19 protein-coding genes are annotated in these 26,256 nt (G+C 35.7%); 7 read left to right on the top strand and 12 right to left on the bottom strand.

Going from position 1 to position 26,256, the window contains the following annotated elements; genetic code table 11:
• Window positions 1-18: 18 nt before the first annotated feature.
• Complete coding sequence (gene gcvT, locus LOK78_RS10605; RefSeq protein ID WP_232634881.1) at window positions 19-1,101, bottom strand: glycine cleavage system aminomethyltransferase GcvT; 1,083 nt, start codon at window positions 1,099-1,101, stop codon at window positions 19-21.
• A 154-nt stretch (window positions 1,102-1,255) separates the two neighbouring features.
• Between gcvT and LOK78_RS10600 the strand changes: the two genes are divergently transcribed.
• From LOK78_RS10600 to LOK78_RS10590, 3 genes are all read left to right on the top strand, one after another.
• Window positions 1,256-2,887 carry an aminopeptidase P N-terminal domain-containing protein gene (locus LOK78_RS10600; protein WP_232634880.1) on the top strand — a complete coding sequence of 544 codons (1,632 nt, stop codon included), beginning with the start codon at window positions 1,256-1,258 and terminating at the stop codon, window positions 2,885-2,887.
• A 128-nt stretch (window positions 2,888-3,015) separates the two neighbouring features.
• The gene (locus tag LOK78_RS10595; protein WP_232634879.1) at window positions 3,016-4,488 is read left to right on the top strand and encodes an alkaline phosphatase PhoX; all 1,473 of its coding nucleotides are present in this window, start codon (window positions 3,016-3,018) and stop codon (window positions 4,486-4,488) included.
• A complete protein-coding gene (locus tag LOK78_RS10590) occupies window positions 4,488-6,281 on the top strand; it encodes a cytochrome-c peroxidase (RefSeq protein WP_232634878.1) in 1,794 nt (597 codons plus the stop codon). The genes LOK78_RS10595 and LOK78_RS10590 overlap by 1 nt, the downstream gene beginning before the upstream one ends.
• Here the strand turns inward: LOK78_RS10590 and LOK78_RS10585 are convergent.
• The 6 genes from LOK78_RS10585 to thrA form a co-directional block, all read right to left on the bottom strand.
• Window positions 6,278-6,673 carry a DUF2721 domain-containing protein gene (locus tag LOK78_RS10585; protein ID WP_053969725.1) on the bottom strand — a complete coding sequence of 132 codons (396 nt, stop codon included), beginning with the start codon at window positions 6,671-6,673 and terminating at the stop codon, window positions 6,278-6,280. The genes LOK78_RS10590 and LOK78_RS10585 overlap by 4 nt on opposite strands.
• A 5-nt stretch (window positions 6,674-6,678) precedes the next feature.
• A complete protein-coding gene (locus tag LOK78_RS10580) occupies window positions 6,679-7,329 on the bottom strand; it encodes an SdpI family protein (RefSeq protein ID WP_232634877.1) in 651 nt (216 codons plus the stop codon).
• 4 nt (window positions 7,330-7,333) lie between these two features.
• On the bottom strand, window positions 7,334-7,588 hold the full coding sequence (locus LOK78_RS10575) for an autorepressor SdpR family transcription factor (protein ID WP_166958245.1): 255 nt from the start codon (window positions 7,586-7,588) through the stop codon (window positions 7,334-7,336).
• Window positions 7,589-7,832: 244 nt separating this feature from the next.
• On the bottom strand, window positions 7,833-9,125 hold the full coding sequence (thrC, locus tag LOK78_RS10570; RefSeq protein WP_232634876.1) for a threonine synthase: 1,293 nt from the start codon (window positions 9,123-9,125) through the stop codon (window positions 7,833-7,835).
• Complete coding sequence (locus LOK78_RS10565) at window positions 9,126-10,046, bottom strand: homoserine kinase (RefSeq protein WP_232634875.1); 921 nt, start codon at window positions 10,044-10,046, stop codon at window positions 9,126-9,128.
• Between the two features lie 3 nt (window positions 10,047-10,049).
• The gene (gene thrA, locus LOK78_RS10560; protein ID WP_232634874.1) at window positions 10,050-12,494 is read right to left on the bottom strand and encodes a bifunctional aspartate kinase/homoserine dehydrogenase I; all 2,445 of its coding nucleotides are present in this window, start codon (window positions 12,492-12,494) and stop codon (window positions 10,050-10,052) included.
• A gap of 286 nt (window positions 12,495-12,780) precedes the next feature.
• Between thrA and LOK78_RS10555 the strand changes: the two genes are divergently transcribed.
• On the top strand, window positions 12,781-14,331 hold the full coding sequence (locus LOK78_RS10555) for an NAD(P)H-hydrate dehydratase (protein ID WP_232634873.1): 1,551 nt from the start codon (window positions 12,781-12,783) through the stop codon (window positions 14,329-14,331).
• Between the two features lie 60 nt (window positions 14,332-14,391).
• Here the strand turns inward: LOK78_RS10555 and LOK78_RS10550 are convergent, their stop codons facing one another.
• Complete coding sequence (locus LOK78_RS10550; protein ID WP_232634872.1) at window positions 14,392-15,453, bottom strand: TlpA family protein disulfide reductase; 1,062 nt, start codon at window positions 15,451-15,453, stop codon at window positions 14,392-14,394.
• 128 nt (window positions 15,454-15,581) lie between these two features.
• Here LOK78_RS10550 and hutH point away from each other — a divergent pair, with 128 nt between their 5' ends.
• Window positions 15,582-17,090: a histidine ammonia-lyase gene (gene hutH / locus LOK78_RS10545; RefSeq protein WP_232634871.1), complete on the top strand. Its 1,509-nt coding sequence runs from the start codon at window positions 15,582-15,584 to the stop codon at window positions 17,088-17,090.
• A 1-nt stretch (window position 17,091) separates the two neighbouring features.
• Here the strand turns inward: hutH and LOK78_RS10540 are convergent, their stop codons facing one another.
• The gene (locus LOK78_RS10540) at window positions 17,092-17,475 is read right to left on the bottom strand and encodes an uS8 family ribosomal protein (protein WP_232394754.1); all 384 of its coding nucleotides are present in this window, start codon (window positions 17,473-17,475) and stop codon (window positions 17,092-17,094) included.
• Window positions 17,476-17,558: 83 nt separating this feature from the next.
• A complete protein-coding gene (locus tag LOK78_RS10535; protein WP_232634870.1) occupies window positions 17,559-20,105 on the bottom strand; it encodes an ATP-dependent Clp protease ATP-binding subunit in 2,547 nt (848 codons plus the stop codon).
• A 258-nt stretch (window positions 20,106-20,363) separates the two neighbouring features.
• Here LOK78_RS10535 and gyrA point away from each other — a divergent pair, with 258 nt between their 5' ends.
• Window positions 20,364-22,919: a DNA gyrase subunit A gene (gene gyrA, locus LOK78_RS10530; protein ID WP_232634869.1), complete on the top strand. Its 2,556-nt coding sequence runs from the start codon at window positions 20,364-20,366 to the stop codon at window positions 22,917-22,919.
• A 24-nt stretch (window positions 22,920-22,943) separates the two neighbouring features.
• Window positions 22,944-24,194 carry a tetratricopeptide repeat protein gene (locus LOK78_RS10525; RefSeq protein WP_232634868.1) on the top strand — a complete coding sequence of 417 codons (1,251 nt, stop codon included), beginning with the start codon at window positions 22,944-22,946 and terminating at the stop codon, window positions 24,192-24,194.
• Window positions 24,195-24,248: 54 nt separating this feature from the next.
• On the opposite strand, the gene LOK78_RS10520 is transcribed toward LOK78_RS10525, so the two are convergent.
• Together LOK78_RS10520 and LOK78_RS10515 are read right to left on the bottom strand one after the other, a co-directional pair.
• Window positions 24,249-24,998, bottom strand: a complete 750-nt coding sequence (locus LOK78_RS10520) for a C40 family peptidase (protein WP_232634867.1) — start codon at window positions 24,996-24,998, stop codon at window positions 24,249-24,251.
• A 13-nt stretch (window positions 24,999-25,011) separates the two neighbouring features.
• A complete protein-coding gene (locus LOK78_RS10515) occupies window positions 25,012-26,190 on the bottom strand; it encodes an acetyl-CoA C-acyltransferase (protein ID WP_232634866.1) in 1,179 nt (392 codons plus the stop codon).
• Window positions 26,191-26,256 lie beyond the last annotated feature (66 nt).

Here is a 26,256-nt window from a genome sequence, read left to right as displayed (position 1 = left end):
TATTTATTTCTTGGCATATTATCCCTTGTAAAACGGCAATTTTACAATACTTGCCGGAACTGCATTTTTTCTAATTTGAATAAAAATCTTATTGCCAAGGGAAGCTTGTTCTGTAACTACATATCCCAAACCAATTCCTTTTCCTAGACTTGGTGCCATGGTACCTGAGGTTACATGGCCAATGTCATTTCCTTGTTCATCAACAATAGAATAATCATGTCTTGGAATTCCTCTTTCATCCAATTCGAAAGCAATTAATTTTCTTTTTGGACCAGCTTCTTTCTCAGCTTTTAAGGCTTCACTATTAGTAAAATCCTTGGTGAATTTTGTAATCCAGCCCAAACCAGCTTCAATAGGAGAGGTTGAATCATCAATGTCATTTCCATATAGACAATATCCCATTTCCAATCTTAAAGTATCTCTAGCAGCCAATCCAATAGGTTTTATTCCAAAGCTTGAACCAGCCTCCATAACTTTATCCCATACTTGTTTTACCTCACTGTTTTTACAATAAATTTCAAAACCACCACTTCCTGTATAACCAGTTGCAGAGATGATTACATGTTCAATACCAGCAAAATCACCAACAATAAAATTATAGAAAGTAATAGCCGATAAATCATGACTACTTAAAGATTGCATAGCTTCAACAGCTTTAGGGCCTTGAATTGCCAATAGTGAATAGTCATCACTAAGATTTCTCATTTCAGCACCTACATCATTTTTTGATGAAATCCAGTTCCAATCTTTTTCAATATTGCTTGCATTTACAACCAACAAATAGGTCTCTTCCTTAATTCGATAAATAATTAAGTCATCAACGATTCCACCATTATCATTAGGCATACAACTATATTGCGCTTTTCCAATAGTAAGTTTTGAAGCATCATTGGTGCTAACTTTTTGAATTAGTTCCAATGCATTGGGGCCTTCAATTAAAAATTCACCCATGTGGGACACGTCAAATACGCCAACTCCTTTTCTTACGGTTTCATGTTCTATGTTGACACCTTCATATTGAACGGGCATATTATATCCTGCAAAAGGAACCATTTTGGCACCTAAAGCCACGTGGGTATCATATAGTGCTGTGTTTTTCATTAGTTTGTTTTTAAAAGCACAAATGTAAAGAAAATATAACGGAAATAAGGGGGCATAAAGGGTTCCTCTATCATTTAAATGTTAATTTTAATGACGATATAGTAGGTCTTTCAAAGATTTATGTATTTTAGATAATCCTCTAATATTTAGTTATATGAAAACCTTTATTTTAAGTATTTTTTCCATTTTTATTTTTTCAGAAATAGTTGCGCAAACAGATTTGCCAACAGATTATTTAAGTAAAGAGTTTCACAGAAATAGACGCGAAGCTTTAAGGGCCTCAATGCCTGAAAATAGTGTGGCTGTCTTTTTTGCAAATCCCGTAAGAAATCGAGCTAATGATGTAGACTATGTTTACCATCAGGATCCCAATTTTTATTATTTAACAGGATACAAAGAACCACATGCTGTTTTAGTTGTCTTTTCAACAGATCAAACTGACAAGGAAGGGAATACCTTTAACGAATTAATGTATGTGCAGGAGAAAAACCCTATGGCCGAGATGTGGACAGGTCATCGATTAGGTATTGAAGGAGCAAAAAATCAATTAGGCATAGAAAATGCTTATAATGGCAAGGAATTTCTAGAAAACAATATTGATTTTTCGAAATTTGACAAGATCATGTTTGAGAATTTCAATGATGATTACAGAAATTCTTCTAGAAATAAGGCGGACCTTCATGATTTGGTTCAATCATTCAAATCCCAAATCAATTTTGAAACTTTCAAACCTTCTTCTCAAATACAGGAACGGGCTTATCAAATGATTAAATCTACCGAGATTGAAAACAGTGCCAATGTGGCCCAAACTTTAGGTAAGGTGTTAGAATATTATCCCGATTTAAAAGAGGATCAAATTATATCTAAATATGCGGCATCAGATAATGATGAACTGAGAAGAGAGTTAAAACAGCAAGTCATCAAAATTGAGGCAGAAAACCAAAGCAATATTGATGTGAGAGGTTTATCAACACTTATGGCCCAATTGAGACAAATTAAGACTGCAGAAGAATTAACGTTGTTAACCAAAGCTGTGAGAATCTCCTCCATGGGACAACGGGAGGTTATGAAGGCGATGCATCCAGGAATGTCTGAGCTTGAAGTTCAAGGCATTCATGAGTATGTTTATAAAAAATATGGCAGTGAGTATGAAGGCTACCCAAGCATTGTAGGTGCTGGAAACAATGGGTGTGTATTACATTACATAGAAAACAGTAAAATGCATGTTGAAAATGAATTGGTATTAATGGATTTAGGTGCCGAATACCATGGCTATAGTGCTGATGTGACCAGAACAATTCCGGCAAATGGAAAGTTCAGTAAAGAACAAAAAGCCATTTATGATATTGTTTATGAGGCTCAGGAAGCGGGAATAGAGGCATCTGTGGTTGGAGCTAGTTTTCAGTCGCCTAATATTGCTACACGTCAAGTAGTGAATGAAGGCTTATTAAAGCTAGGTATTATTAGTTCCATAGATGAAGTTCATTCCTATTACCCACATGGAAGTAGCCATTATTTAGGCCTTGATGTACATGATCCAGGAACCTACGGTAATTTTGAAGCTAATATGGTTATTACAGTAGAACCCGGTATCTATATACCAGATGGAAGTCCTTGTGATGAAAAATGGTGGGGAATTGCTGTAAGAATTGAAGACGATATTCTTATTACAGAGAATGGTCCTGTTAACCTTTCGGGAGAAGCACCAAGATCATCTGCAGAAATTGAAGCCTTAATGAAGGAATCGAGTGCTCTCGATGATTTTGTATTACCTAAGTTAGATTAAAAAATTTCTTACATAACTTTAAATTAACAGTCTTAACCTAAGCTTGAATTTTATTTAATATTTCCTTTAGTAGGACTTTACATTGTTGTTGTTGTTTTGCTTCATCATTTAAAAATTAATCAACAAAGATGAACAATTACTACAAAATTTCTTTAGGCCTTTTCGGTCTTTTAGCTTTGGGAGCTTGTAACAATGACGATGACAACACCCCAACTGCAAACCCAGAACCTACTAATTTGGTACAATTACAGGCCCACTCACAATCTCCAGCATTATTGGATGTGGCACCAGAGTTTTCTGGAATTAATGTATATACCTTATTGTCTTCTGAAGATCAATTGGTAAACACACCAAATTTTGTTTATGGTTCCATGGCTGATGGAGCTGGATTATTAAGAAATTCAGATAATACATTTACCCTAATCAATAATATTGAAGCCGATTATTCTATCGCTCGTATTACTCTAGACGAAACCTTTAAACCAGTTGCAGGAGAATATATTTTAAATGCACAAGCTACTGCAGCTACAGCACAATGCTCAGGTTCTATGATTACTCCAGAAGAACATGGTTTCGGACCATTATATTTATCTGGAGGTGAATGGGGCGGATCCTCTCAAGGTGTTTTTGCAACAGATCCATATAAAGATGCATCCAGTGCTTCAGTGGCCACCATGTTAAATAATATGGGACAATGGGATACTGAAAATGCTGTTGCTATAGGTAAAGATGCATATCCTGGTAAAACAGTAGTTTTTATTGGTGATGATCATTCTGATAATACAGTTCCTTCTGGTCAATTGGGAATGTATGTTGGTAACACAGGAGATCTTAGCGGCGGACAATTGTACGGTTTGAGAGTAACAGATGCCAATGTTAATTTTGAAATGGATATGGAAGAGGGGCAGACTTATGCGATAGATTTTGTTGAGTTGGAAGAAACTCAAAAAGATCTTTTGGATGCCGAATGTAAAAATAAAGGAGTTATCGGTTTTTCTAGATTGGAAGATATCGATTGGAGAAGAGGTTCTGCTGCCAACAATAGAGAAATTTATTTCTGCGTAACTGGACGTCAAAAACCAGACTTAATTGGTAAAGGTTCTGTTTATGGTCGAGTTTACAAAGTTAATTTAAACCCTAACGATCCTACAGGTGCCGGTACCATTACTTGCGTATTGGATGGAGATAAATTAGACGGAATAGCAAAAGATTTTTCAAGTCCTGATAACATTGTTGTAACTGAAAATTTCGCTTACATTCAAGAAGATCCAAACGGTTATTTTGATACAGCTGATAAAACTCACTTTGCTAGACTATACCAATATGATTTAAATACAGGTACAATGAAAGTTGTTTTAGAGTGTGACCAAGTGGCGGCTCAAGCTCAAGGTTACGGTACTGTTGATAGTATTTGGGAAATTACTGGAATGATTGATATTTCAGATATTGTAGGAAAGGAAGATACTTTCTTAATGATGACCCAAAATCATGGTTGGGAACCAGCAGACGGTTCAGCTTTTACAGATCCTAATGCCAATCCTGCTGCTGATAGTAGAAAGGAAGGAAGTATGTTGTACATTCTAGAAGGATTGGATAGATAATGAACACTTTCCAGGTTAAGATAAAAAAGGCACACCTTATTTGGGTGTGTCTTTTCCTCGTTATAATAGTGGGTTGTAAAAAGAAAGAGGAAATCAGACAGGTACCAGTAGCAGAACAGCTTCAGAGTAAGTACAAAAATCAATTAGACAGCTGTATAGCTTCGTTGGAAAATTTCAAAAAAGCTAGTACTCAAGAGCAATTTTTAAAACACTATAAACAATCTCGAACCCATTTTAAGCGTATAGAGCCTATTTTGGCGTTTACTGATAAGGAAAATTACAAGTCCTTAAACGCGCCTAATATTTTAAAAGTTGAAGAAGAAGACGCGACTGATATTAAAATCAAAAAACCTTTTGGTTTTCAGGTTATAGAGGAATTGATTTTTGAGGATTCTTTAGACATCAAAAATCTTCAGGAAGTGGCAAATAAAACTCAAGACCGCTTAAAATTGATACGAGCAAATGTTTCCTTAAAGTTGAAGGATTATCATCTTATATGGATGATTCGAGATGAAATTGCCAGAATTGCTTTAACTGGTATCACAGGTTTTGATTCTCCAGTTTTGGAAGCATCTTTAGATGAAGCTGTCTTGTGTTATGGTAGTTTAAATGACATTATGAATCTATATCAATCTGAATTCACTTCTGTAGCGTTGTATAATCAGTTTAAAATGGAGATTGAATCAAGTATGGAACAATTACAAGCTTCAGACTTCGATACTTTTGACAGATTTCAGTTTATCAAGGAACATTCACATAAACAACTGGAATTACTCTATGAGATTCAAAAGGATTGGGATGTACAATTTCCATTTGAATTGGCTTTTAAAAATGATATGACTTCCTTGTTTTCAAATAATACCTTCAATTTAGATTTTTATTCAGATTATCAAGAAGTTGATTCCTTAAAAGCTTTGAAAACCCAGTTAGGAAAACAATTGTTCAATGACACCAGATTATCTAAGGATAATACGATGAGTTGCGCCACTTGCCACCATAGTGATAAGGCGTTTACTGATGGCAAAAAAGTGTTTCCCAAACAATTAAGAAATACGCCAACCCTACCTTATGCAGCATTGCAGCAGAGTTTTTTCTATGATGGAAGGACTGGAAATTTGGAGGGTCAAATAGTAGATGTGGTTAATAACAATAATGAATTCCACTCCAATTTAGTGGATTTAGAAGCAATGGTTTCTAATGATTCCATTTATACCAAACAATTCATAAGTATCTATAAAAAAGGGGTGACTCAAAACAATGTGAGAAATAGCATAGCTGTTTTCGTACGAAGTCTTGGGGATTTCAGCTCCAAATTTGACAAGAACATTAATGGTATGGAATCTAATTTAACTGATTCTGAAGTGAGAGGGTTTAATCTTTTTATGGGTAAGGCCAAATGTGCTACCTGCCATTTTGCTCCTGTTTTTAACGGTACAGTCCCGCCTAATTTTACAGAAAGTGAATTCGAATTGCTGGGAGTTCCTAAGGATACCATTTCTAATTTGGTGGATACAGATTTGGGTCGGTATGATGTCTTCCAAACGGAGGAAAGGAAGCATTTCTTTAAAACCCCCACTATCAGAAATATTTCTAAAACAGGTCCTTATATGCATAATGGTGTATATGAAACATTAGATCAAGTTATGACCTTTTACAATGATGGTGGAGGTGCAGGATTGGGAATGGAGTTGGAGTATCAAACTTTACCTACAGATCCACTTAATCTAACAGAGCAAGAAATGGATGACATCATTGCTTTTATGAATACTTTGGAAGATCAACCCAAAAGTTAATGATTCTCGATATCACTAATGTGATGCTCTAGCGCTTTTACCGAAATTTGAATTTCGATAATTAATAAGAGTAGAGAGACAATTAAAAGAATAAGGGCAACTCCAAAAATCCAAACCGCTAAATTGTGGAGTTCTATGTAAATTAAAAACATGGTCAACACACATAACAGTAGACTGGAAATACCAAATATTTGCATGGATCTAGTCAAGTACAATCGTTTTTTAATGTTTTCTATCTGTTTAATATAACGCTTGTCTGGATCCTTCAAATAGGTAGCATGCAAACTTCTTACCACTGCAGCATAGGCCAAAAACCGATTGGTGTAAGCTAACATAATTAAAGAAATGGCTGAAAATAAAAGTGCAGGGGTAGTTAAGGTTAATTCTGTCATGATTATTAAACTTCAGAAATTTGTTTAAAACGTTGATACGAATATACAATAGGAATAATGGTTATGATGGCCGTAATGCTCATAAAAAAGATGAAATTGGTCTTTTGATTTAAAATTAGACAACCTAAAATAATTAGCAGTCCGCCTGCAAACCAGAGTTTTCCTCCCAATTTATGGGTGTCTTTCCAAACAGTTTCATTTTCTAGTGTCCATGGTGTTTTAATCCCGATGAAATAATTCGCTTTTATGGTTTTAAAGTAGTTTCCAAGAATCACATATAAGACACCAATAAGCAATAAAACGTAATTAGGATTGGAGAGGGAAGCGTTTTTAGTACTATAAATGATATATAAAGCCAAAACCGACATAAATGTGGTGAGTAGAACTTTAATGGTTTGAAATTTATTACCCATTTGTTGAAGCTTGTTTTTAGGATCAATTTTAGGAACCACAAGAAAGATAATATATATCAATACCGGCATGATAAAAGGAATGATAAGTAATTCAGATTTATCACCATAGCGATCTATTTCTCCTTTAATATTATAATGCATGGGTACGCGCTGTGGTAAGTCAGGCCAAACGTATGCCAAATAAAGAAAGGGGAGTAGGATGATACCTATCAGTGGTAGTTCTTTTTTAAGTTGAAAAGCCATGTTTTTATTTTTTTAAGGTTAGTATCCAATTGAGTACATCTTCCAGTATGGTTGTGTTAAGGGAGTAAGTTATGAATTGTCCTTTCTTTTCACTTGTAATGAGATCTGCTTGTTTTAAAATATCTAGATGATGGGAAATACTGGGTTTTGATATGTGGAATCGATCTGCAATTTCACCTGCATTCATATCACCTTCTTTCAACATTTCCAATATACCACGCCGGGTTTCATCATTTAATGCCTTGAAAAGAGTATTCATTTAATTAGGTATTTAGGTAAATATCTAAATACTATTTTATTTTAACAAATAGAATCGAAGAAATTTAAAAAACCTCGATGACTATAACAACATGATCTAGTTAATATCGCTCTGGTTATTTCAGATAAACAATAGGTATTCGAAACAATCTTATTTTTCTTTGTTCAAAAATCACTCGAACCCCACTGAAACATGTCCTTTTGTTCGTTCGAGTGATCCAACCTTGAAAGGGGTGTATAGAGAACTATCCTAACAAATATGCTTTCAAATCATCATAAGTTGAAATCTCAATAGATCGCTTCTTCTTGCTCATCACTTTTAAAATCTGTTCAGGTAGGTCAATATTTTCTTTAATGGTGTCTTCTACGACATCTAAAAACTTAGTTGGATGAGCTGTTTCTAAAAATACACAATGAGCATCTGGGTGCGATTTCAAATAATCTTTACAGGCTAAATAACCAACAGCACCATGTGGGTCGGCTACATAAGAATATTCGTTATAAAGCTCTTTAATACCTTCAATGGTTTCATCATCTGTGTAGCTAAACCCGGTTAAATTCTTCGCAAGGGTATCATAATTATTGTTATGGAGTTCTTGTATACGAACAAAGTTACTAGGATCCCCCACGTCCATAGCATTGCTAATGGTTTGTACAGACGGTTTTGGGTTGTAATTTTTAGTTTCCAAGTAATCGGTTACTACTTTGTTGGCATTATTGGCTGCTACAAAATGTTTGATAGGCAGACCCAATTTTTGAGTCATCATTCCAGCGCAAATATTTCCAAAATTTCCGCTAGGAACCACAAAAGTCAGGTTTTCATGAGTTTTATAAAGTGCTTTGTAAGCGAACATAAAATAAAACATTTGTGGCAACCATCTGGCTACATTAATTGAGTTGGCAGAGGTTAATTGCTTTTTACTTGTTAATTCTTCATCTAAAAAGGCACGCTTAACCATGGCTTGACAATCATCAAAAGTACCATGTACTTCAAGGGCAGTGATGTTTTTTTTAAGGGTTGTTAATTGTTTTTCTTGAATATCACTCACCTTTCCACTGGGATAAAGAATCACTACTTTCACGCCTTCTACACCCAAAAATCCATGTGCCACAGCTCCACCAGTATCACCAGAAGTAGCTACTAGTACCGTTACTTCCTTATCATTTGATTGATTGAAATACCCGAGACAACGAGCCATAAAACGTGCCCCCACATCTTTAAAGGCCATGGTTGGACCATGAAAAAGTTCCAATGAAGAAATCTGGTCAGTTATTTTTTCAACCGGAAATTCAAATGATAAGGTTTCTTCAATAATCTGCTTAAGAACATCTTCTGGAATGTCTGGTGTAGCAAATTGTTTGATAGCCTCAAAAGCAATTTCTGTTTCTGAAAGCTGATCAAGACTTTCAAAAAATGAATCGGGTAGGGGTGATATACTTTCTGGGAAATAAAGTCCTTTATCTGGCGCCAATCCTTTTATAACAGCATCCTTGAAGCTTGTTTTAGGGGCTTTATGATTGAGTGAATAGTAGTTCATTTACAATATTTTTATTCCATTTGGATTAATTCGTGATACATAGAGATTAAATTCGAGACCAGTTTGGTCATATACATTCTTAAAGGCTGCAGCTACTTTATGAGCCGTTTCTTCGCCTTTGTTTAAACTGAAAATAGAAGGTCCCGAACCAGAAATACCAACACCTAAAGCGCCTGCTTCCAATGCCGCTTTCTTTGCATTATCAAAATAGGGAATGAGTTGTTTACGAAACGGTTCAACCACAACATCCTTAAGAGCAGAACTGATTAGGTTATAATCAGAGATATGCAAGCCATGGACTAAACTGCCTACGTTTGCCCATTGTGTGATGGCATTTTGTAGGACTATTTCCTTAGGTAAAATAGCTCTTGCCTCTGAAGTTTTTATTTCTATCTGAGGGTGAACAATCGTAGCATACATGTCATGGGGTGTAGGTAATTCAAAAATTTCCAATGGATGTGTGCTCTTTACCAAAGTAAAGCCGCCAAAAATTCCGGGGGCAATATTGTCGGCATGTTCACTGCCACTTGCCACCGCTTCTCCCTTCATGGCAAAGAAGGACAACTGTGTTTTATTAAATGGCCTTCCTAAGAGTTCGTTCATAGCAAACACCACACCCGATGCACTAGCTGAGCTGCTTCCTACACCACTTCCAGGCTTGATGTTTTTATAGATTTCAATTTCAAAACCAAAGTCAACCTCCACTTTTTCTAACAGAGCTGCTGCTGCAACTCCAGCTACATTTTTATTGGTTTCCATGGGTAGGTCGTAACCTTCTATCTTAGTGATGGAAATGCCTTTATTTGCAGTTTTTCTAACAACCATTTCATCACCAACAGTATCCAAACAAAACCCCAAGACATCAAATCCACAAGCAACATTAGCTACGGTAGCGGGAGAAAATATTTTTATCTCATCCATATCCTAGTCGTTTCCTATTCTAATGATATCTGCAAAAAGACCTGAGGCTGTTACATCAGCACCAGCGCCAGCCCCTTTAATAATCATAGGTTGATCTGCATAACGTTGCGTATAGAACATTACGATATTGTCTTTTCCTTCCAAATTATAAAAAGGATGTCCCATAGGAATCTCTTTCAGTCCCACCTTCGCTTTTCCTTCATTAAACTCGGCTACATATTTTAATTTACAGCCTTTTTCTTGAGCTTCAGCATATAGATTTTGGAAATGAGCTTCATCATCTATAAGTGTTTGATAAAAGTCATCTACTGTGTCACTGCTTAAATTAGGTTCAGTTAAAAAGGATTCATTCTCAATATCTTCAAGTTCCATGATGGTGCCTGATTCTCTGGCCAAAATAAGTATTTTACGAGCTACATCAACACCGCTTAAATCAATTCTAGGATCGGGTTCTGTATAGCCTTCTGCTTGGGCTTGTTTCACCACATCGTGAAACTTGGTTTGGTTGTTGAAATTATTAAACACAAAATTTAAACTACCAGACAAAACAGCTTGGATAGAAGTGATTTTATCACCTGAAGCTATTAAATTATTTAAAGTATCAATAACCGGCAGACCAGCACCCACATTGGTTTCAAATAGGAATGGTGCGTTGTATTTTCGTGATAAAAATTTTAATTGTGCATAGTTTGCAAAATTACTGGAGCATGCAATTTTATTACAGGCAACTACAGCGATACTTTCTCGTAAATAGGCGTCATAGAGGTTGGCCACATCTTTATTGGCGGTTACATCAACAAAAATGCTATTTCTTAGGTTGAATGCCTTGGCTTTAAAGAAGAAACCATCTAGTGAAGCAGGCTCTCCGACTTCTAATTGTTCTTTCCAATTTTTGAGTGAAATACCTTCGTCATTAAAAATCATTTTACGAGAATTGGATAAACCAATGACGCGCAAATTAATTTTAAGGGTTTCCTTAAGGTATTTTTTTTGTTGATGGATTTGTTCAACCAATCGTTCTCCCACATTACCAACGCCAGTGATAAATACATTGAGCTGTTTGGTTTTGGATTCAAAAAATACCTCGTGCAAAGAATTTAAGGCCTTTTTGACGTCTCTTTCAGCAATTACGGCAGAAATATTTTTCTCTGATGCTCCTTGGGCAATGGCTCTTACATTGATATTATTACGACCTAAGGTACTGAACATTTTGCCACTAATTCCTTGGTGATTCTTCATGTTGTCTCCAACTAATGCTACAATAGCCAAATCTTCTTCAACCAGAATAGGGTTGATCTTATTTAGAGATATTTCATATTCAAAGGTTTGATCAATCACTTCCTGAGCTAGTTGGGAGTCAGAGGCATTAATTCCAAAGCAAATGGAATGCTCTGACGATGCTTGGGTTATAAAAATGATATTGATTTTATGATTTGCCAATGCTTCAAACAACCTCTTTGAAAAACCAGGAATGCCAACCATGCCACTTCCTTCCAAGGTTAACAAGGCTATATTATTGATGTTACTGATTCCTCTTACTGTAAGTCCGTTTGCTCCATAATTATTTGAAATAAATGTGCCAAGTGCTTTGGGATCCATGGTGTTTTTTATCACCAAAGGAATGTTTTTGCTCAATACAGGTTGAACGGTTGGTGGATATAACACCTTGGCTCCAAAGTGAGATAGTTCCATAGCTTCCTGATAGGATAATTTTTCAATGGGGTAAGCTTGTTTTACCAATTTGGGATTGGCTGTAAACATACCACTTACATCTGTCCAGATTTCCAAACGTTCCACTTCTAGGGCAGCAGCTAACAATGCAGCAGTGAAATCAGATCCACCACGACCTAACGTTGTAATTTCTCCTGCTTCAGATTTGGAGATAAAACCTGGTAATATGGTAATGCTTTGATTGTTGGATTTAAAATAACTTTTTATATTATTGAACGTGAGGTCATATTTCACCTCGGCTTTTGTGAATTGAGAATCTGTAATTATGAGCTCTTGACTGTTTTTCCTGACAGCGTTCAATCCTCTTTCTTTCATCGCTTCTGCAATAATAAAAGAAGAGAGGAGCTCTCCAAAACTCACTAATTTATCAGAGGTTTTAGGAGATAATTCATTTATTAAATAGATGCCATCCAAAAGACTTTTCAAGCGGTTCAATTTCTTTTCCAACGCCTCCAATGTTGGTTTGGGGCAGTTTGGAATTAAATTAGATAAAATATTTAAGTGAATATCCTTAATTTCTTCAAATTCAGAAATATACGATTCGTCTTTTATTTGGGCTAAATAGCCAGATTTTAATAATTTATCGGTAATGCCTCCTACGGCTGAGACAACTGCTATCACTTTATTTTCTTCGGAATATTCCTTTAAAATACTTATGACTTGATTGATATTTTCAACAGAACCTACAGATGTTCCTCCAAACTTTAAAACGTTCATTGTAATTTAATTTAAGTATAAAAATCTTTTGATTTCCGTGTTTTATAAAAACACTAATAGGACGGAGAGAATATAATTAATAACAACCCAAACGGGTTGTAATAATTGTAGTAATAGTTCCAAAAATAGCAGTAGTTCCACTAATTGAATTAGCAGTAATTGCGCTGATATTATTTGTAAACTTGTCTATCATTACTTATCAAATGTATTATTTTTACCTTAATAAAAAAACAAATCCGAGCTTTTTACGGAAAAAGCAGAAAACCCATTAAGTTTTTAACAAAAAATGAAAATATTATCCAAAGAACAAGTATATGAAGGTGATCGAATAACCGCTGAAAAACAGCAGATTTCCTCAACTGAATTGATGGAGCGTGCGGCTACCCAAATTTTCAATTGGATTCATCTGAGAATGCAAGGAGCACAAGTGCCAATCCATGTTTTTTGTGGCATAGGGAATAATGGAGGTGACGGTTTAGTACTTGCCAGACACTTGATCAATCATGGGTATCAGGTTCATACGTATGTGGTGAATTATAGTGATAAACGTTCAAAGGATTTTTTGATTAACTATGATCGCATCAAGCAAGCCACTAAAGATTGGCCTGTGTTGTTGGACGATTCTAAAGATTTACCCGGCATTAATGTCAAAGACATCATTGTTGATGCCGTTTTTGGAATTGGCTTAAATCGTCCAGCAGATGAATGGGTTCAAAAGTTATTTCAGCATTTTAGGAATTCGGGAGCTTTTACGCTTTCTATTGATATCCCTTCTGGATTATATACAGATCAAGTTCCAAAAGATGAAAATAGCGTTGTATGGGCCAATTATACCTTGACGTTCCAAACTCCAAAATTGGTATTCTTTTTACCTGAAACAGCGAAGTATACTAAAGAATGGGAGGTTTTGGATATTGGAATCGATCCCGAATATCTTTATAAATTAGAAACCGAAGCAGAACTCATAGGGAAATATGAAATGCTTTCTGTTTACCAACCTAGGGATAAGTTTTCACATAAAGGAAACTTTGGTCATGCGTTGGTTATTGGTGGAAGTCATGGCAAAATGGGTGCAGTCACTCTAAGTACTAAGGCAGCTTTAATTGTAGGGGCAGGATTAGTAAGTGCTTTTATTCCAAATGGAGGTTATCAGGTTTTGCAATCAACGTTCCCAGAAGCTATGGTATTAACGGATGAGGATGATTGGAAAATTTCAAATATCCAATTTGATTTCGAACCTACTGTCATAGGATTGGGTATGGGAATGGGGACTCATGAAAATACCTTAGTAGCCTTTGAGTCATTTTTGGGAGCAAACAAAGCTCCATTGGTAATTGATGCGGATGGCCTCAACTTACTAGCAAAAAAGAAAACTCTGTTAAAATTGTTACCCGAATTAACCGTTTTAACACCTCACCCTAAAGAGTTAGAGCGGTTAGTAGGAAGCTGGAATGATGATTTCGAGAAGCTCAATAAAGTCAAAAAGTTTTCTAAGAAATATCATGTGGTTGTAGTTATCAAAGGCGCCAACACCATAACTGTATATAAGGATCGAATGTACGTCAATACAACTGGTAATCCTGGATTGGCAACAGCAGGTAGCGGCGATGTATTGACAGGTATGATCACTGGATTAATATCCCAAGGGTATGATCCTATTTCAGCAGCTGTTTTCGGAGTTTATTTACATGGTAAATCAGCTGATATTCAAGTTGAAAAATATGGATATCAAGCTTTGATAGCTAGCCACGTGATTGAAGGTATTGGAGCAGCCTATTTGGATTTGTTTGCAAAACCAGAAGAACCTGTACTTGAAGAAGAACCAGAAAAAGCTTAAAAAATAGAAACAAAAAAAACCACTCATTTGAGTGGTTTTTTATTTATTGTTTGAGCTAAATTAAATGCCTTCAGCATCAAATAATTTTATAAGCTCTTCACTAGAAGGTCTTGGAGCATCTGCAGAAACCACCTTACCGTTTGGATCTAACAAAATAAATCTTGGAATTCCTGTAATGTAATAGTCTTGGATAAACTCGGTTTGCCATCCATTAGGCGCAAATAATTGAATACCTCCTAATTCCATACCAGTCACAAACTCTTTCCAGTCTGCATTTGCCTCTTCCCATGAAGGTTTTCCGTTTACATCTTTGTGAGTTCTATCATCATCAATAGAAATACTAACAAACTGAATGTTTTTGTCGTGATATTTTTCTTCAACTTCTTTAAGTGAAGGAATTTCAGCTTTACAAGGTCCGCACCAAGTTGCCCAAATATCAATATAAGTGTACTTTCCTTTTAAATCTGCTAAAGAAGTTTTACCACCTGCATGATTTTCAAATCCTTCAAAATTAGGAGAATCAGCACCTTTAGGTAAATTGGTGTTTAAATCTATTTTTTGCTTTACAAATGACTTGTACATCCCTAGCATAGGATCTAATTGCTTTTTTGAAGATTCAATTAGGGTAGAGTCTATGGTTTTATCGGCATCATAAAAGTTGTTGAATTCCGTTTTTAGACTTTCAAACTTTTCATTTAAAGCAACCGTATCTTCAAGTTTACTAAGCTCATCCAAATCTAAAAGAGCTTCTTGCTTCAAGCTATTTTGGGCCAAGAAATTACTGTTTTCAGACCCTTCGCCCGTATATTTAACAGTTTCGTCAAACATCTTGGTATCAATGGTCATTTTTATATCATACCCATTTTTTAAGAAAACGCTGGTTACTTCAGTACCATCACCAACTGTAAAAGTACCAGGCTCGTTAATTTTCAATGTGTCACTAAAAGTACCATCGGCATTCACCTTAATGGTTTTGGAATAATCTCTACTTCTTACAAAGATGGAGTCACTATTCATATTAGTGATTTGGCCAGAAAAGGTCACATAATCTTTAGGTTGTTCTTCCTTTTCATTACATGCCAAAACAGAACAGGCAAGGGCTACAACAAATAATTTTTTCATATTACGTATTTTGGGTTTTGTCAAATGTAATTAGAAAAACTAATAAATGAGAAATATTTTGGATTTATAATTAAATGTTTGGAAATATTAAAGTGAATGCGGAATTTTGCGCAAAATTTTGACAAATCATGAAAGATACCCATATAATTTCTTCAGATCATTTAGGACTTAAAAAGTTATTTGAAATTGTTTCCAATAATTTCAAATTGGAGCTTTCTGAGGATTCTAAGACTAAAATCATTACTTGTAGAAATTATTTGGATGAGAAATTGAAAAGTCAAAAGAGCCCGATTTATGGAATAAATACCGGGTTTGGGTCCCTTTATAATGTCAAAATTTCTGAAGAAAATCTGACAAAACTACAAGAAAACTTGATGATGTCCCATGCTTGCGGCACAGGTGATTTAGTGCCAAAGCAAGTAGTTAAATTGATGTTGTTATTAAAGATACAATCGTTAAGCTATGGACATAGTGGGGTGCAGTTGGAAACGGTCCAAAGACTGGTAGACTTCTATAATCAAGACATATTACCGTTGGTATTTACCCAAGGTTCTTTAGGGGCTTCAGGTGATTTAGCTCCATTGGCACACCTTTCGTTGCCGTTAATAGGGAAAGGGGAGGTATTTTATGAAGGTCAAGTACATGATGCGGCTGAAATTTTAGAGAAGTTTAATTGGCAACCCATTGAATTGCATTCCAAGGAAGGTTTGGCCCTTTTAAATGGTACCCAGTTCATGAGCGCCTATGGAATTCATTTGTTGTTTGAAGCACATAAATACAGTTATTTAGCAGATTTAATAGGTAGTGTTTCATTAGAAGCCTTCGACGGAAGAATTGAGCCGTTTGATGAATTGGTACATCTAGTTAGACCTCACAATGGTCAATTGAAAACAGCTGAGCGAGTAAGAGAGTTTTTGGAAGGAAGTGAGTTAATCAGTCAAGAAAAGAAACACGTTCAAGATCCTTATTCTTTTAGATGTATGCCACAAGTTCATGGAGCATCAAAAGATACACTGGCATTTGTAACCAAAACGTTTATTACTGAAATCAATTCAGTGACAGATAATCCCAATATTTTTGTTCAAGAAGACAAGATTATTTCCGGAGGAAACTTTCATGGTCAACCCTTGGCATTGGCATTTGATTTCCTTAAAATAGCAATGGCCGAATTGGGGAATATATCCGAGAGGAGGACTTTTCAATTGGTTTCAGGATTAAGAGAACTTCCTACTTTTTTGGTTGAGAACCCTGGTTTAAATTCGGGTTTTATGATTCCTCAGTATACGGCGGCAAGCATCGTTAGTGCCAATAAACAGCTTGCTACTCCTGCAAGTATTGATAGTATTGTTTCAAGTAATGGTCAAGAAGATCATGTAAGTATGGGAGCAAATGCTGCTACCCAGTCTTTTACTTTGATTGCCAATTTGAAACGTATTTTGTCAATTGAATTGTTCAATGCATCGCAAGCCTTAATGTTTAGAAATCCTTTGAAATCATCAGAGTTTATCGAATCAGTTTTGAGCTTATATCGAGCAGAAGTGCCTGTAGTACATAATGACAGGGAATTGCATCATGATATAGAAGCTTCAATTCGTTTCCTGGAATTTTTGGATATTGATTCTGAAGAGTTGTTCTAAACTAAAAAAGGGCAAGTTTTTCATTGTATAGATTCGTGGCCCAAAACTTAGCTTCTTCAAAATTGTTGAATATTTCGAATGGTTTGGAGATAAAGAGTTTTTCAACAGCTGTATTATCAATAACTGTATTGTTTTCTAGAACAATGGCAATTCCTACCAAATTTTTAATTTGCATGGATTTTAAATAAACCTTAGGATTTACAGAATAAGAATTTTTCCTTCTAGAGATATAAATTACTGGTTTATTGGGGAAGTACTTTAAGGCAATTTCAATAAGAACTTGGTTTAATTCGTAAGATACCAAAACACCCTCATTCATCTCTCCAACAAGGAAAAAATCATGGATGGTAATAGTACCAAAACTATAAGTCAATTTAAGCCTCATATTTAAAATTAAATAATTCGCTTTTATAAACTAAAAAACTCCGCTAAAGTGCGGAGTTTTTGGTTTATAATGTTAAGAAGCTTTTAAGACTCAGTGGTATTTTCTTTGGTTTTTTTAATAGTCACTGTTAGATCTTGGGTTTTCTTGTCTAAGTCAAGAATGATTTTATCTCCTTCCTCTATTTTTGAATTAATGATTTCTTCAGCCAATGTATCTTCTACATATTTCTGAATAGCACGCTTTAAAGGTCTGGCTCCATATTGCTTATCAAAGCCTTTGTCAGCAATGAATCCTTTGGCGCTATCTGTTAACTCTAGATCATATCCAATATTCTTTATTCTTACAAATAACTTCTCTAATTCAATATTGATAATTTTGTCAATATCTTCTTTTTCTAGAACATTAAATACAACAACATCATCAATTCTGTTCAAAAATTCAGGAGCAAACGCTTTCTTTAGAGCATTTTCAATGACACTTCTAGCATTGGCATCCTCTTGAGCTTTTTGAGAAGCTGTTCCAAAACCTACACCGGTTCCAAAATCCTTTAATTTTCTGGACCCAATATTGGAAGTCATAATGATAATAGTATTTCTAAAATCAATTTTTCTTCCAAGACTATCAGTTAAATAACCATCATCAAGAACTTGCAACAACATATTGAATACATCTGGATGGGCTTTTTCGATCTCATCCAATAATACCACAGAGTAAGGTTTGCGTCGTACTTTCTCAGTCAATTGGCCTCCTTCTTCATAACCTACGTATCCTGGAGGTGCACCTACCAATCTGGAAATGGCAAATTTTTCCATGTATTCGCTCATATCAATACGTATCAAGCTATCCTCACTATCGAATAAAAGTCTGGATAATACTTTTGCCAATTGGGTTTTCCCAACTCCCGTTTGACCAAGGAAAATAAAGGAACCAATTGGTTTATTAGGGTCTTTTAATCCTGCTCTATTTCTTTGAATAGCCTTAACCACTTTGGCAACCGCTTCATCTTGACCAATGACTTTGCCTTTAATCATTTCTGGTAATTGAGCCAGTTTATTGCTTTCGGTTTGTGCAATTCTGTTAACTGGAATACCAGTCATCATAGAAACGACATCAGCTACATTATCTTCAGTAACGGTTTCTCTGTGTAATTTGGTTTCTTCTTCCCATTTCTCTTGAGCTACCGCCAATTCTTTTTCCAAACGTTTTTCATCATCACGCAATTTGGCAGCTTCTTCATACTTCTGCTTTTTAACTACAGAAGTTTTGGATTCTTTAACCTCTTCCAGCTGTTTTTCCAAATCCAAAATCTGTTTTGGGACATCGATGTTTTTGATATGAACACGCGATCCCGCTTCATCCAAAGCATCGATAGCTTTATCTGGAAGGAATCTGTCCGTCATATAGCGGCTGGTCAATTTGACACAGGCTTCTATGGCTTCTGGTGTATAAATAACATTGTGATGATCTTCATACTTTTCCTTGATGTTATTCAAGATTTCTATGGTTTCGTCAATAGTAGTGGGTTCAACGATAACCTTTTGAAAACGTCTTTCTAGGGCACCATCTTTTTCAATATATTGTCTGTACTCATCTAAAGTGGTTGCACCAACACATTGAATTTCTCCTCTAGCCAATGCTGGTTTAAACATGTTAGAAGCATCTAAACTTCCCGTTGCGCCACCTGCACCAACAATGGTATGGATCTCATCAATAAATAAGATAATGTCATCATTTTTTTCAAGCTCGTTCATAACGGCTTTCATACGCTCTTCAAATTGTCCTCTATATTTGGTACCTGCTACCAAACTTGCCAGATCTAAAGTAACAACTCGTTTATTGAAAAGAATTCTAGAAACCTTTCTTTTAATAATACGATTTGCCAATCCTTCGGCAATGGCACTTTTTCCAACACCTGGTTCCCCAATAAGTAGAGGGTTGTTTTTCTTACGTCTGCTTAAAATTTGAGAAACGCGTTCTATTTCTTTTTCTCGACCTACAACAGGGTCAAGCTTTCCTTCTTCGGCTAGAGCCGTTAAATCACGTCCAAAATTATCTAAAACAGGTGTTTTGGATTTCTTGTTAGATTTACTTGAAGGTGTGTTAAAGATGTCTCCTTTAGAAGTGTCATCTTCTGGAGCATCGTCATCAAATGCCTCGGCGCGAGGTTCGATGTATTCTTCGTCGTTTGTGATCATAAACTTGAATTGTTCTTTAACGTTATCATAATCCACTTTTAACTTATTTAAAAGTTTGGTAGTGGGATCGTTTTCATTTCTTAAAATACACAATAATAAATGTGCTGTATTAATGGAACTGCTTTGAAACAATTTAGCTTCAAGAAAGGTTGTTTTCAAAGCGCGTTCAGCCTGCCTAGTCAAATGCAGGTTTTTCTTTTCATTGGATGCAATAGCCACATTAGGGTTGGCCGGACTTAAAATCTCAACTTTTCGCCTTAAATGACTTAAATCGACATCCAAGGCGTTTAAAATGTTTATAGCCTTACCGCTACCATCTCGCAATAATCCAAGCATCAAGTGTTCGGTACCAATAAAATCGTGTCCTAATCTTAGAGCTTCTTCTTTGCTAAATGATATTACATCTTTTACTCTTGGGGAAAAATTATCATCCATAAATTATCCTTTCTACATTAAAAATACTAAAATCATAAAGATTAAAGACAAAAACTATACCTTAATTTTCGGGGTGTATGCTAATAGATAAAAAAACCTCCGAAAATCAAAATTTTTCACCTTTTACTTATTAAATATTTTATGATATTATTGTTAATAAAAATAACCAAAAAAGGGTTTATAATCACCTGCTATTACTACTATAATGGTTATATTAGCACGAATGTAAACTTTTGAAATTAACTAATTAATTTATATATGGTAGAAGGAGAAAAACTCATTCCAATTAACATTGAAGATGAAATGAAATCGGCTTACATTGATTATTCAATGTCGGTCATCGTGTCACGTGCTTTACCAGATGTAAGAGATGGTCTTAAGCCCGTTCACCGAAGAGTTCTTTTCGGTATGCATGAATTAGGAGTAAGGTCTAATACAGCATACAAGAAATCTGCAAGAATTGTTGGAGAGGTTTTAGGTAAATATCACCCCCATGGAGATACTTCTGTTTATGATACCATGGTACGTATGGCTCAAGAGTGGAGTCTGCGATACATGTTGGTAGATGGACAGGGAAACTTTGGGTCTGTTGATGGTGATAGTCCAGCGGCGATGCGTTATACAGAGGCAAGAATGAGAAAGATATCAGAGGATATGCTTGCTGATATCGATAAAGATACTGTAGACCACCGTTTAAATTTTGATGATACATTACAAGAGCCAACTGTTTTACCAACCAGAATTCCAGGTCTTTTAGTTAATGGGGCTTCTGGGATTGCTGTAGGTATGGCAACCAACATGCCTCCACATAACTTATCTGAAGTTGTTGATGGTACAGTAGCTTATATAGATAATAATGAGATTGACGTTGATGAGTTAATGACTCACATCAAAGCACCTGATTTTCCAACAGGAGGAACAATTTATGGATATGATGGCGTTAAAGAAGCTTTTCACACGGGGCGTGGACGTATTGTTATGCGTGCCAAAGCCAACATAGAGGAAGTTAATGGAAGGGAATGTATTATTGTAACTGAGATTCCATACCAAGTTAATAAAGCAGAAATGATTAAAAAGACTGCAGACTTGGTTAATGATAAAAAGTTAGATGGTATTTCAACCATTCGTGATGAGTCCGACAGAAATGGGATGCGAATAGTGTATGTGTTAAAGCGTGATGCCATTCCTAATATTGTTTTAAACAAGCTTTATAAATACACCGCTTTACAATCTTCCTTTAGCGTTAACAACATTGCCTTAGTTAATGGTAGACCAGAATTGTTAAATCTTAAAGATTTAATTCTTCATTTTGTGGAACACCGCCATGAGGTTGTAGTAAGAAGAACCACTTACGAATTGCGTAAAGCTGAAGAGCGTGCCCACATATTAGAAGGTTTAATTATCGCTTCTGATAACATTGATGAAGTCATCGCGATCATTAGAGGGTCTTCAAATGCTGAGGAAGCTCGAGAAAAATTAATGGAACGCTTTAAGTTGACTGAGATTCAAGCAAAGGCTATTGTAGAAATGCGTTTGCGTCAGTTAACTGGTCTAGAACAAGACAAGCTTCGTTCAGAGTATGAAGAACTTTTAAAGACCATTGAGGATTTAAAGGACATTCTTGATAAGAAGGATCGAAGAATGGACATTATTAAACAAGAATTACTTGAGGTTAAGGATAAATATGGAGATGAGCGCCGTTCAGTTATTGAATATGCTGGTGGCGATTTAAGTATTGAAGATATGATTCCTGATGAGAAGGTAGTTATTACCATTTCTCATGCTGGTTATGTTAAGCGTACACCGTTATCTGAATACAAAACCCAAAATAGAGGTGGTGTAGGTCAGAAAGCATCTACTACAAGAAATGAAGACTTTTTAGAAGATATGTTTGTTGGTACCAACCACCAGTACATGCTATTCTTTACCCAAAAAGGTAAGTGTTTCTGGATGCGGGTTTATGAAATTCCAGAGGGAAGCAGAACTTCAAAAGGTAGAGCCATCCAAAATCTAATCAATATTGAGCAGGATGATAAGGTAAAAGCCTTTATCTGTACACAAGATCTTAAAGACGAAGATTATATAAACAGTCATTATGTCATAATGGCAACCAAAAAAGGTCAGGTTAAGAAAACGTCTCTTGAACAATACTCCAGACCGAGAACGAATGGTATCAATGCCATTACAATTAAAGAGGATGACGAATTACTGGAAGCAAAGTTAACAACTGGAGAAAGCCAAGTTATGATTGCCTTAAAATCAGGTAAAGCGATTCGTTTTGAAGAAGCCAAAACCAGACCAATGGGAAGAAATGCTTCTGGAGTACGAGGGATCACCCTTGCTAGCAATAAAGATGAAGTTGTTGGTATGATTACCATTAATAATCCACAGGAAGAAACCGTTTTAGTTGTTTCTGAAAATGGTTATGGAAAGCGTACGTTTATTGATGACCCAGAAACTGGTGAAGAAATTTATCGAATTACCAACCGTGGAGGAAAAGGGGTCAAGACCATTTCAATTACAGATAAAACTGGAAATTTGGTGGCCATTAAAAATGTATCTGATACCGACGGATTAATGATTATCAATAAATCGGGTATTGCCATCAGAATGGAAGTAAAAGATTTACGTACCATGGGTCGTGCAACTCAAGGTGTTAAATTGATCAATTTGAAAAATAATGATTCCATTGCAGCCGTTGCCAAAGTAAAGCAAGATGAAGATGATATGGAAGAATTGGAAGGCAATGAGAATATTGTTGATCAAACTGATGATGGCACAACTCTTGATACAACACAGGACAGTGAACAATAAACATTAAAATTAATACGAAACGCAATGAAAAAACAATTAGTTGTAGCATTGACATTGGCAATTTCTTCGTTTTCTTTTGCTCAAAAAAAAGAATTGAAGAATGCTGAAAAGGCTATAAAGAATAATAATTATGCAGAAGCAAAAGCTGCATTGTCTGAAGCGGAGGGTTTAATGTCTTCCATGGATGATAAGTTAAAATCAAAGTATTACTATTTAAAAGCAGCTTCTTTATATGCTGGAGGTAACGGAAGCAATCCAGATATAAAAACGGCTTTAGGTGACTTGGAAAACGTTACTGCTGATTATCAAACGGAAGCTGCAGAATTAAAAACTCAAATGGTACAAAATTTCTTAACTAAGGGAAATGATGCTTATGAGAAAAAGGACTATAGCACATCTTCAAAGTATTTTGAAAATGCCTATAGAGCTTCTACCAAAGATACTTTATATCTATATTATGCAGCAGCGACTGCGGTAAGTGTTCAAGAATATGATCGTGCGTTGACGCTTTATGAAGAATTGAATACTTTAGGATATGAAGGCGTTGAAACTCAATTTGTGGCTACAAATAAAGAGAGTGGTGAAGTAGAAACTTTTGATGACCAAAATATGAGGGATTTATCTGTTAAAGCAGGAACTCATATCAAGCCTTCCACTCAAAAGACAGATTCTAAACGTCCTGAAATCATTAAAAACATAGCACTTATTTACATCAGTAATGGTGAAAATGAAAAGGCAGAAGCTGCTATGGAAGAAGCTAGAAAAGAAAATCCAGATGATTTGAATCTATTGATGTCACAAGCTAATCTGTATTTCAAAATGGGAAAAACAGATAAGTTCAAAAGTGCCATTGAAGAAGCAGCAGCTAAAGATCCTAACAATCCAGAATTACAATTTAATTTAGGTGTAGTTGCTCAAGAGTCTGAAGATTTGGAAGCGGCTGAAAAGTATTACAAAAAAGCGATTGAATTGGATCCTACCTATTTAAATGCGGAAATCAATTTAGCTGCTTTGATTTTAGGTAGAGAAACTGCTATTGTTGAAGAAATGAACGGACTTGGAAATTCTTCTGCTGATAACAAAAGATATGATGAGCTAAAAGAGGAAAGAACTCAGGTTTACAAGAGTGCAGTTCCATATTTAGAAAATGTTTTGAAACAAGATCCTGATAACTTGGAGGTAACAAAAACCTTAATGAATATTTATAGTGCTTTAGGAGATACTGCAAAATTTAAAGCAATGAAAGCTAAAGTAGATGAATTGAGTAAGGGCTAGTATAAACCTTTTACCTACAATAAAAAAGTCGCAATGAAAAAATTGCGACTTTTTTTATATAATCTTTTTAATGACCCTTAGTTTATGGGTGTGTCTTCTTAAATCCTGATTGAAAATACCAGAGTGGTCAATGCGGTCAATCCTTACCTTGCCATGGGCATGAATGATATAATTGTCATTCATAATAATTCCAACATGAACTATATTCCCCTCATTATTATCAAAAAAGGCTAAATCACCCGGTTCACTTTCTTCAATAAAACTGAGCGCTTCTCCTTGGGTAGCCTGTTGTGAAGCATCCCTAAAAATAGAGTAACCATTTAGGCGATATACCATTTGGGTGAATCCTGAGCAATCGATTCCGAAAGGTGTTTTCCCTCCCCAAAGGTAAGGAGCGTTTAAGTAATTGAAAGCTGTCTCTAAAAGAAGTTCTTTACCCTTTTTTCCCTGACATTTATGACCATCATGTTTATGATTCAAAAGTGATAAACCGTTTAAGGTCGATCCCATTGGGATTGGGTAAAGCTGGTCATTTGAATCTTGTACAAATTCCACCAAATCAGTTGAAAGGATAGAAGCTTCCGATTTTAGCTTGAGGTAATCTTCTTCCGAAATTTCAAGATATTGCTTGTTGTCAATCCAACCTTCATATTTGTCATAAGAAATACGGATTCTGCTCCATTGTTTCCTTTGTTCCAGAACTTTAAAAAATTCACCGTATAAGACTTGTGATACCAATTCAGTTTTATCTGAAGGCTCCAATCTTAAAGGAACAATACCAAGGTTACAGATTCCGTACTTCATTCAATATAATGGCTTAATTTCTTTCTATAACCATTGCTGATGCACCACCACCGCCATTACAGATAGCAGCCGCACCAATTTTAGCATTATTTTGTTCTAATACATTCAATAAGGTTATCAGAATACGTACTCCAGAACATCCTAATGGGTGTCCTAATGATACCGCACCACCGTTCACATTGACTTTATCATCTGATAGACCTAAAATTTTCATATTTGCCAATCCAACAACTGAAAATGCTTCATTAAACTCAAAGTAATCCACATCATCTATAGATATTCCAGCTTTGGCAAGTGCTTTTGGCAATGCTTTAGCGGGAGCAGTTGTAAACCATTCAGGTTCATGAGCTGCATCAGCATAACTTTTTATTGTAGCTAATATTTCCAATCCTAATTCTTCAGCTTTTTCCTTACTCATTAGCACCATGGCTCCAGCACCATCATTAATGGTAGAGGCATTTGCAGCTGTTACCGTACCATCCTTTGTAAAGGCTGGTCTTAAAGCAGGGATTTTATCTAATTTGACATTAGTGAATTCCTCATCTCTAGAAACTACCAATGCGTCACCTCTTCGTTGCGGTACTTCAACAGGAACTACTTCATTATCAAACTTTCCAGTTTCCCATGCATCAGCCGATCTCTTATAAGATTGAATTGCGAACGCATCTTGGTCTTCCCTTGAAAATTCATACTTCACAGCGCAAGCATCTGCACATACACCCATGGCATTATTATCGTAAGCATCTACCAATCCATCTTTTTGTAATCCATCTTCCAAAGTAGCTGGTCCAAATTTTGTCCCTGTTCTTGCATGATAATAATGTGGAATCATACTCATGTTTTCCATACCTCCAGCAACCACAATATCAGCATCACCCAAAGCAATAGCTTGTGCAGCATGCATAACACTTTTCATTCCAGAAGAACATACTTTGTTGATTGTGGTACATGGAACGGTATTTGGTATTCCTGCGTAAATAGCAGCTTGTCTCGCTGGTGCTTGTCCGGCACCTGCTTGAACCACATGGCCCATAAAAACTTCATCAACCATTTCTGGTTTTAATTGTATTTTATCCAAGGCTCCCTTAATGGCAACAGCCCCAAGTCTTGGCGCAGGTATAGTGGATAACGATCCTAAAAAACTTCCTATCGGTGTTCTAGCAGCAGAAACAATAACTACTTGTTTACTCATAATTAGTGATTTTTTTGTGTTGAGCAAAATTAATCAAATTTTACAAGAATATAGAACAAATCAGAT

The sequence above is a fragment of the Mangrovimonas futianensis genome (genome assembly GCF_021245805.1).
In the GTDB taxonomy this organism is placed as follows: Bacteria; Bacteroidota; Bacteroidia; order Flavobacteriales; family Flavobacteriaceae; genus Mangrovimonas; species Mangrovimonas futianensis.
Note: the sequence above shows the minus strand (reverse complement) of the source record. Positions and strands in the feature narration are given on the sequence as shown.

Coding starts and splice junctions, on each gene's coding strand:
- gcvT (WP_232634881.1), bottom strand. CDS start 1,101: ATGAAAAACACAGCACTATATGATACCCACGTGGCTTTAGGTGCCAAA.
- LOK78_RS10600 (WP_232634880.1), top strand. CDS start 1,256: ATGAAAACCTTTATTTTAAGTATTTTTTCCATTTTTATTTTTTCAGAA.
- LOK78_RS10595 (WP_232634879.1), top strand. CDS start 3,016: ATGAACAATTACTACAAAATTTCTTTAGGCCTTTTCGGTCTTTTAGCT.
- LOK78_RS10590 (WP_232634878.1), top strand. CDS start 4,488: ATGAACACTTTCCAGGTTAAGATAAAAAAGGCACACCTTATTTGGGTG.
- LOK78_RS10585 (WP_053969725.1), bottom strand. CDS start 6,673: ATGACAGAATTAACCTTAACTACCCCTGCACTTTTATTTTCAGCCATT.
- LOK78_RS10580 (WP_232634877.1), bottom strand. CDS start 7,329: ATGGCTTTTCAACTTAAAAAAGAACTACCACTGATAGGTATCATCCTA.
- LOK78_RS10575 (WP_166958245.1), bottom strand. CDS start 7,588: ATGAATACTCTTTTCAAGGCATTAAATGATGAAACCCGGCGTGGTATA.
- thrC (WP_232634876.1), bottom strand. CDS start 9,125: ATGAACTACTATTCACTCAATCATAAAGCCCCTAAAACAAGCTTCAAG.
- LOK78_RS10565 (WP_232634875.1), bottom strand. CDS start 10,046: ATGGATGAGATAAAAATATTTTCTCCCGCTACCGTAGCTAATGTTGCT.
- thrA (WP_232634874.1), bottom strand. CDS start 12,494: ATGAACGTTTTAAAGTTTGGAGGAACATCTGTAGGTTCTGTTGAAAAT.
- LOK78_RS10555 (WP_232634873.1), top strand. CDS start 12,781: ATGAAAATATTATCCAAAGAACAAGTATATGAAGGTGATCGAATAACC.
- LOK78_RS10550 (WP_232634872.1), bottom strand. CDS start 15,453: ATGAAAAAATTATTTGTTGTAGCCCTTGCCTGTTCTGTTTTGGCATGT.
- hutH (WP_232634871.1), top strand. CDS start 15,582: ATGAAAGATACCCATATAATTTCTTCAGATCATTTAGGACTTAAAAAG.
- LOK78_RS10540 (WP_232394754.1), bottom strand. CDS start 17,475: ATGAGGCTTAAATTGACTTATAGTTTTGGTACTATTACCATCCATGAT.
- LOK78_RS10535 (WP_232634870.1), bottom strand. CDS start 20,105: ATGGATGATAATTTTTCCCCAAGAGTAAAAGATGTAATATCATTTAGC.
- gyrA (WP_232634869.1), top strand. CDS start 20,364: ATGGTAGAAGGAGAAAAACTCATTCCAATTAACATTGAAGATGAAATG.
- LOK78_RS10525 (WP_232634868.1), top strand. CDS start 22,944: ATGAAAAAACAATTAGTTGTAGCATTGACATTGGCAATTTCTTCGTTT.
- LOK78_RS10520 (WP_232634867.1), bottom strand. CDS start 24,998: ATGAAGTACGGAATCTGTAACCTTGGTATTGTTCCTTTAAGATTGGAG.
- LOK78_RS10515 (WP_232634866.1), bottom strand. CDS start 26,190: ATGAGTAAACAAGTAGTTATTGTTTCTGCTGCTAGAACACCGATAGGA.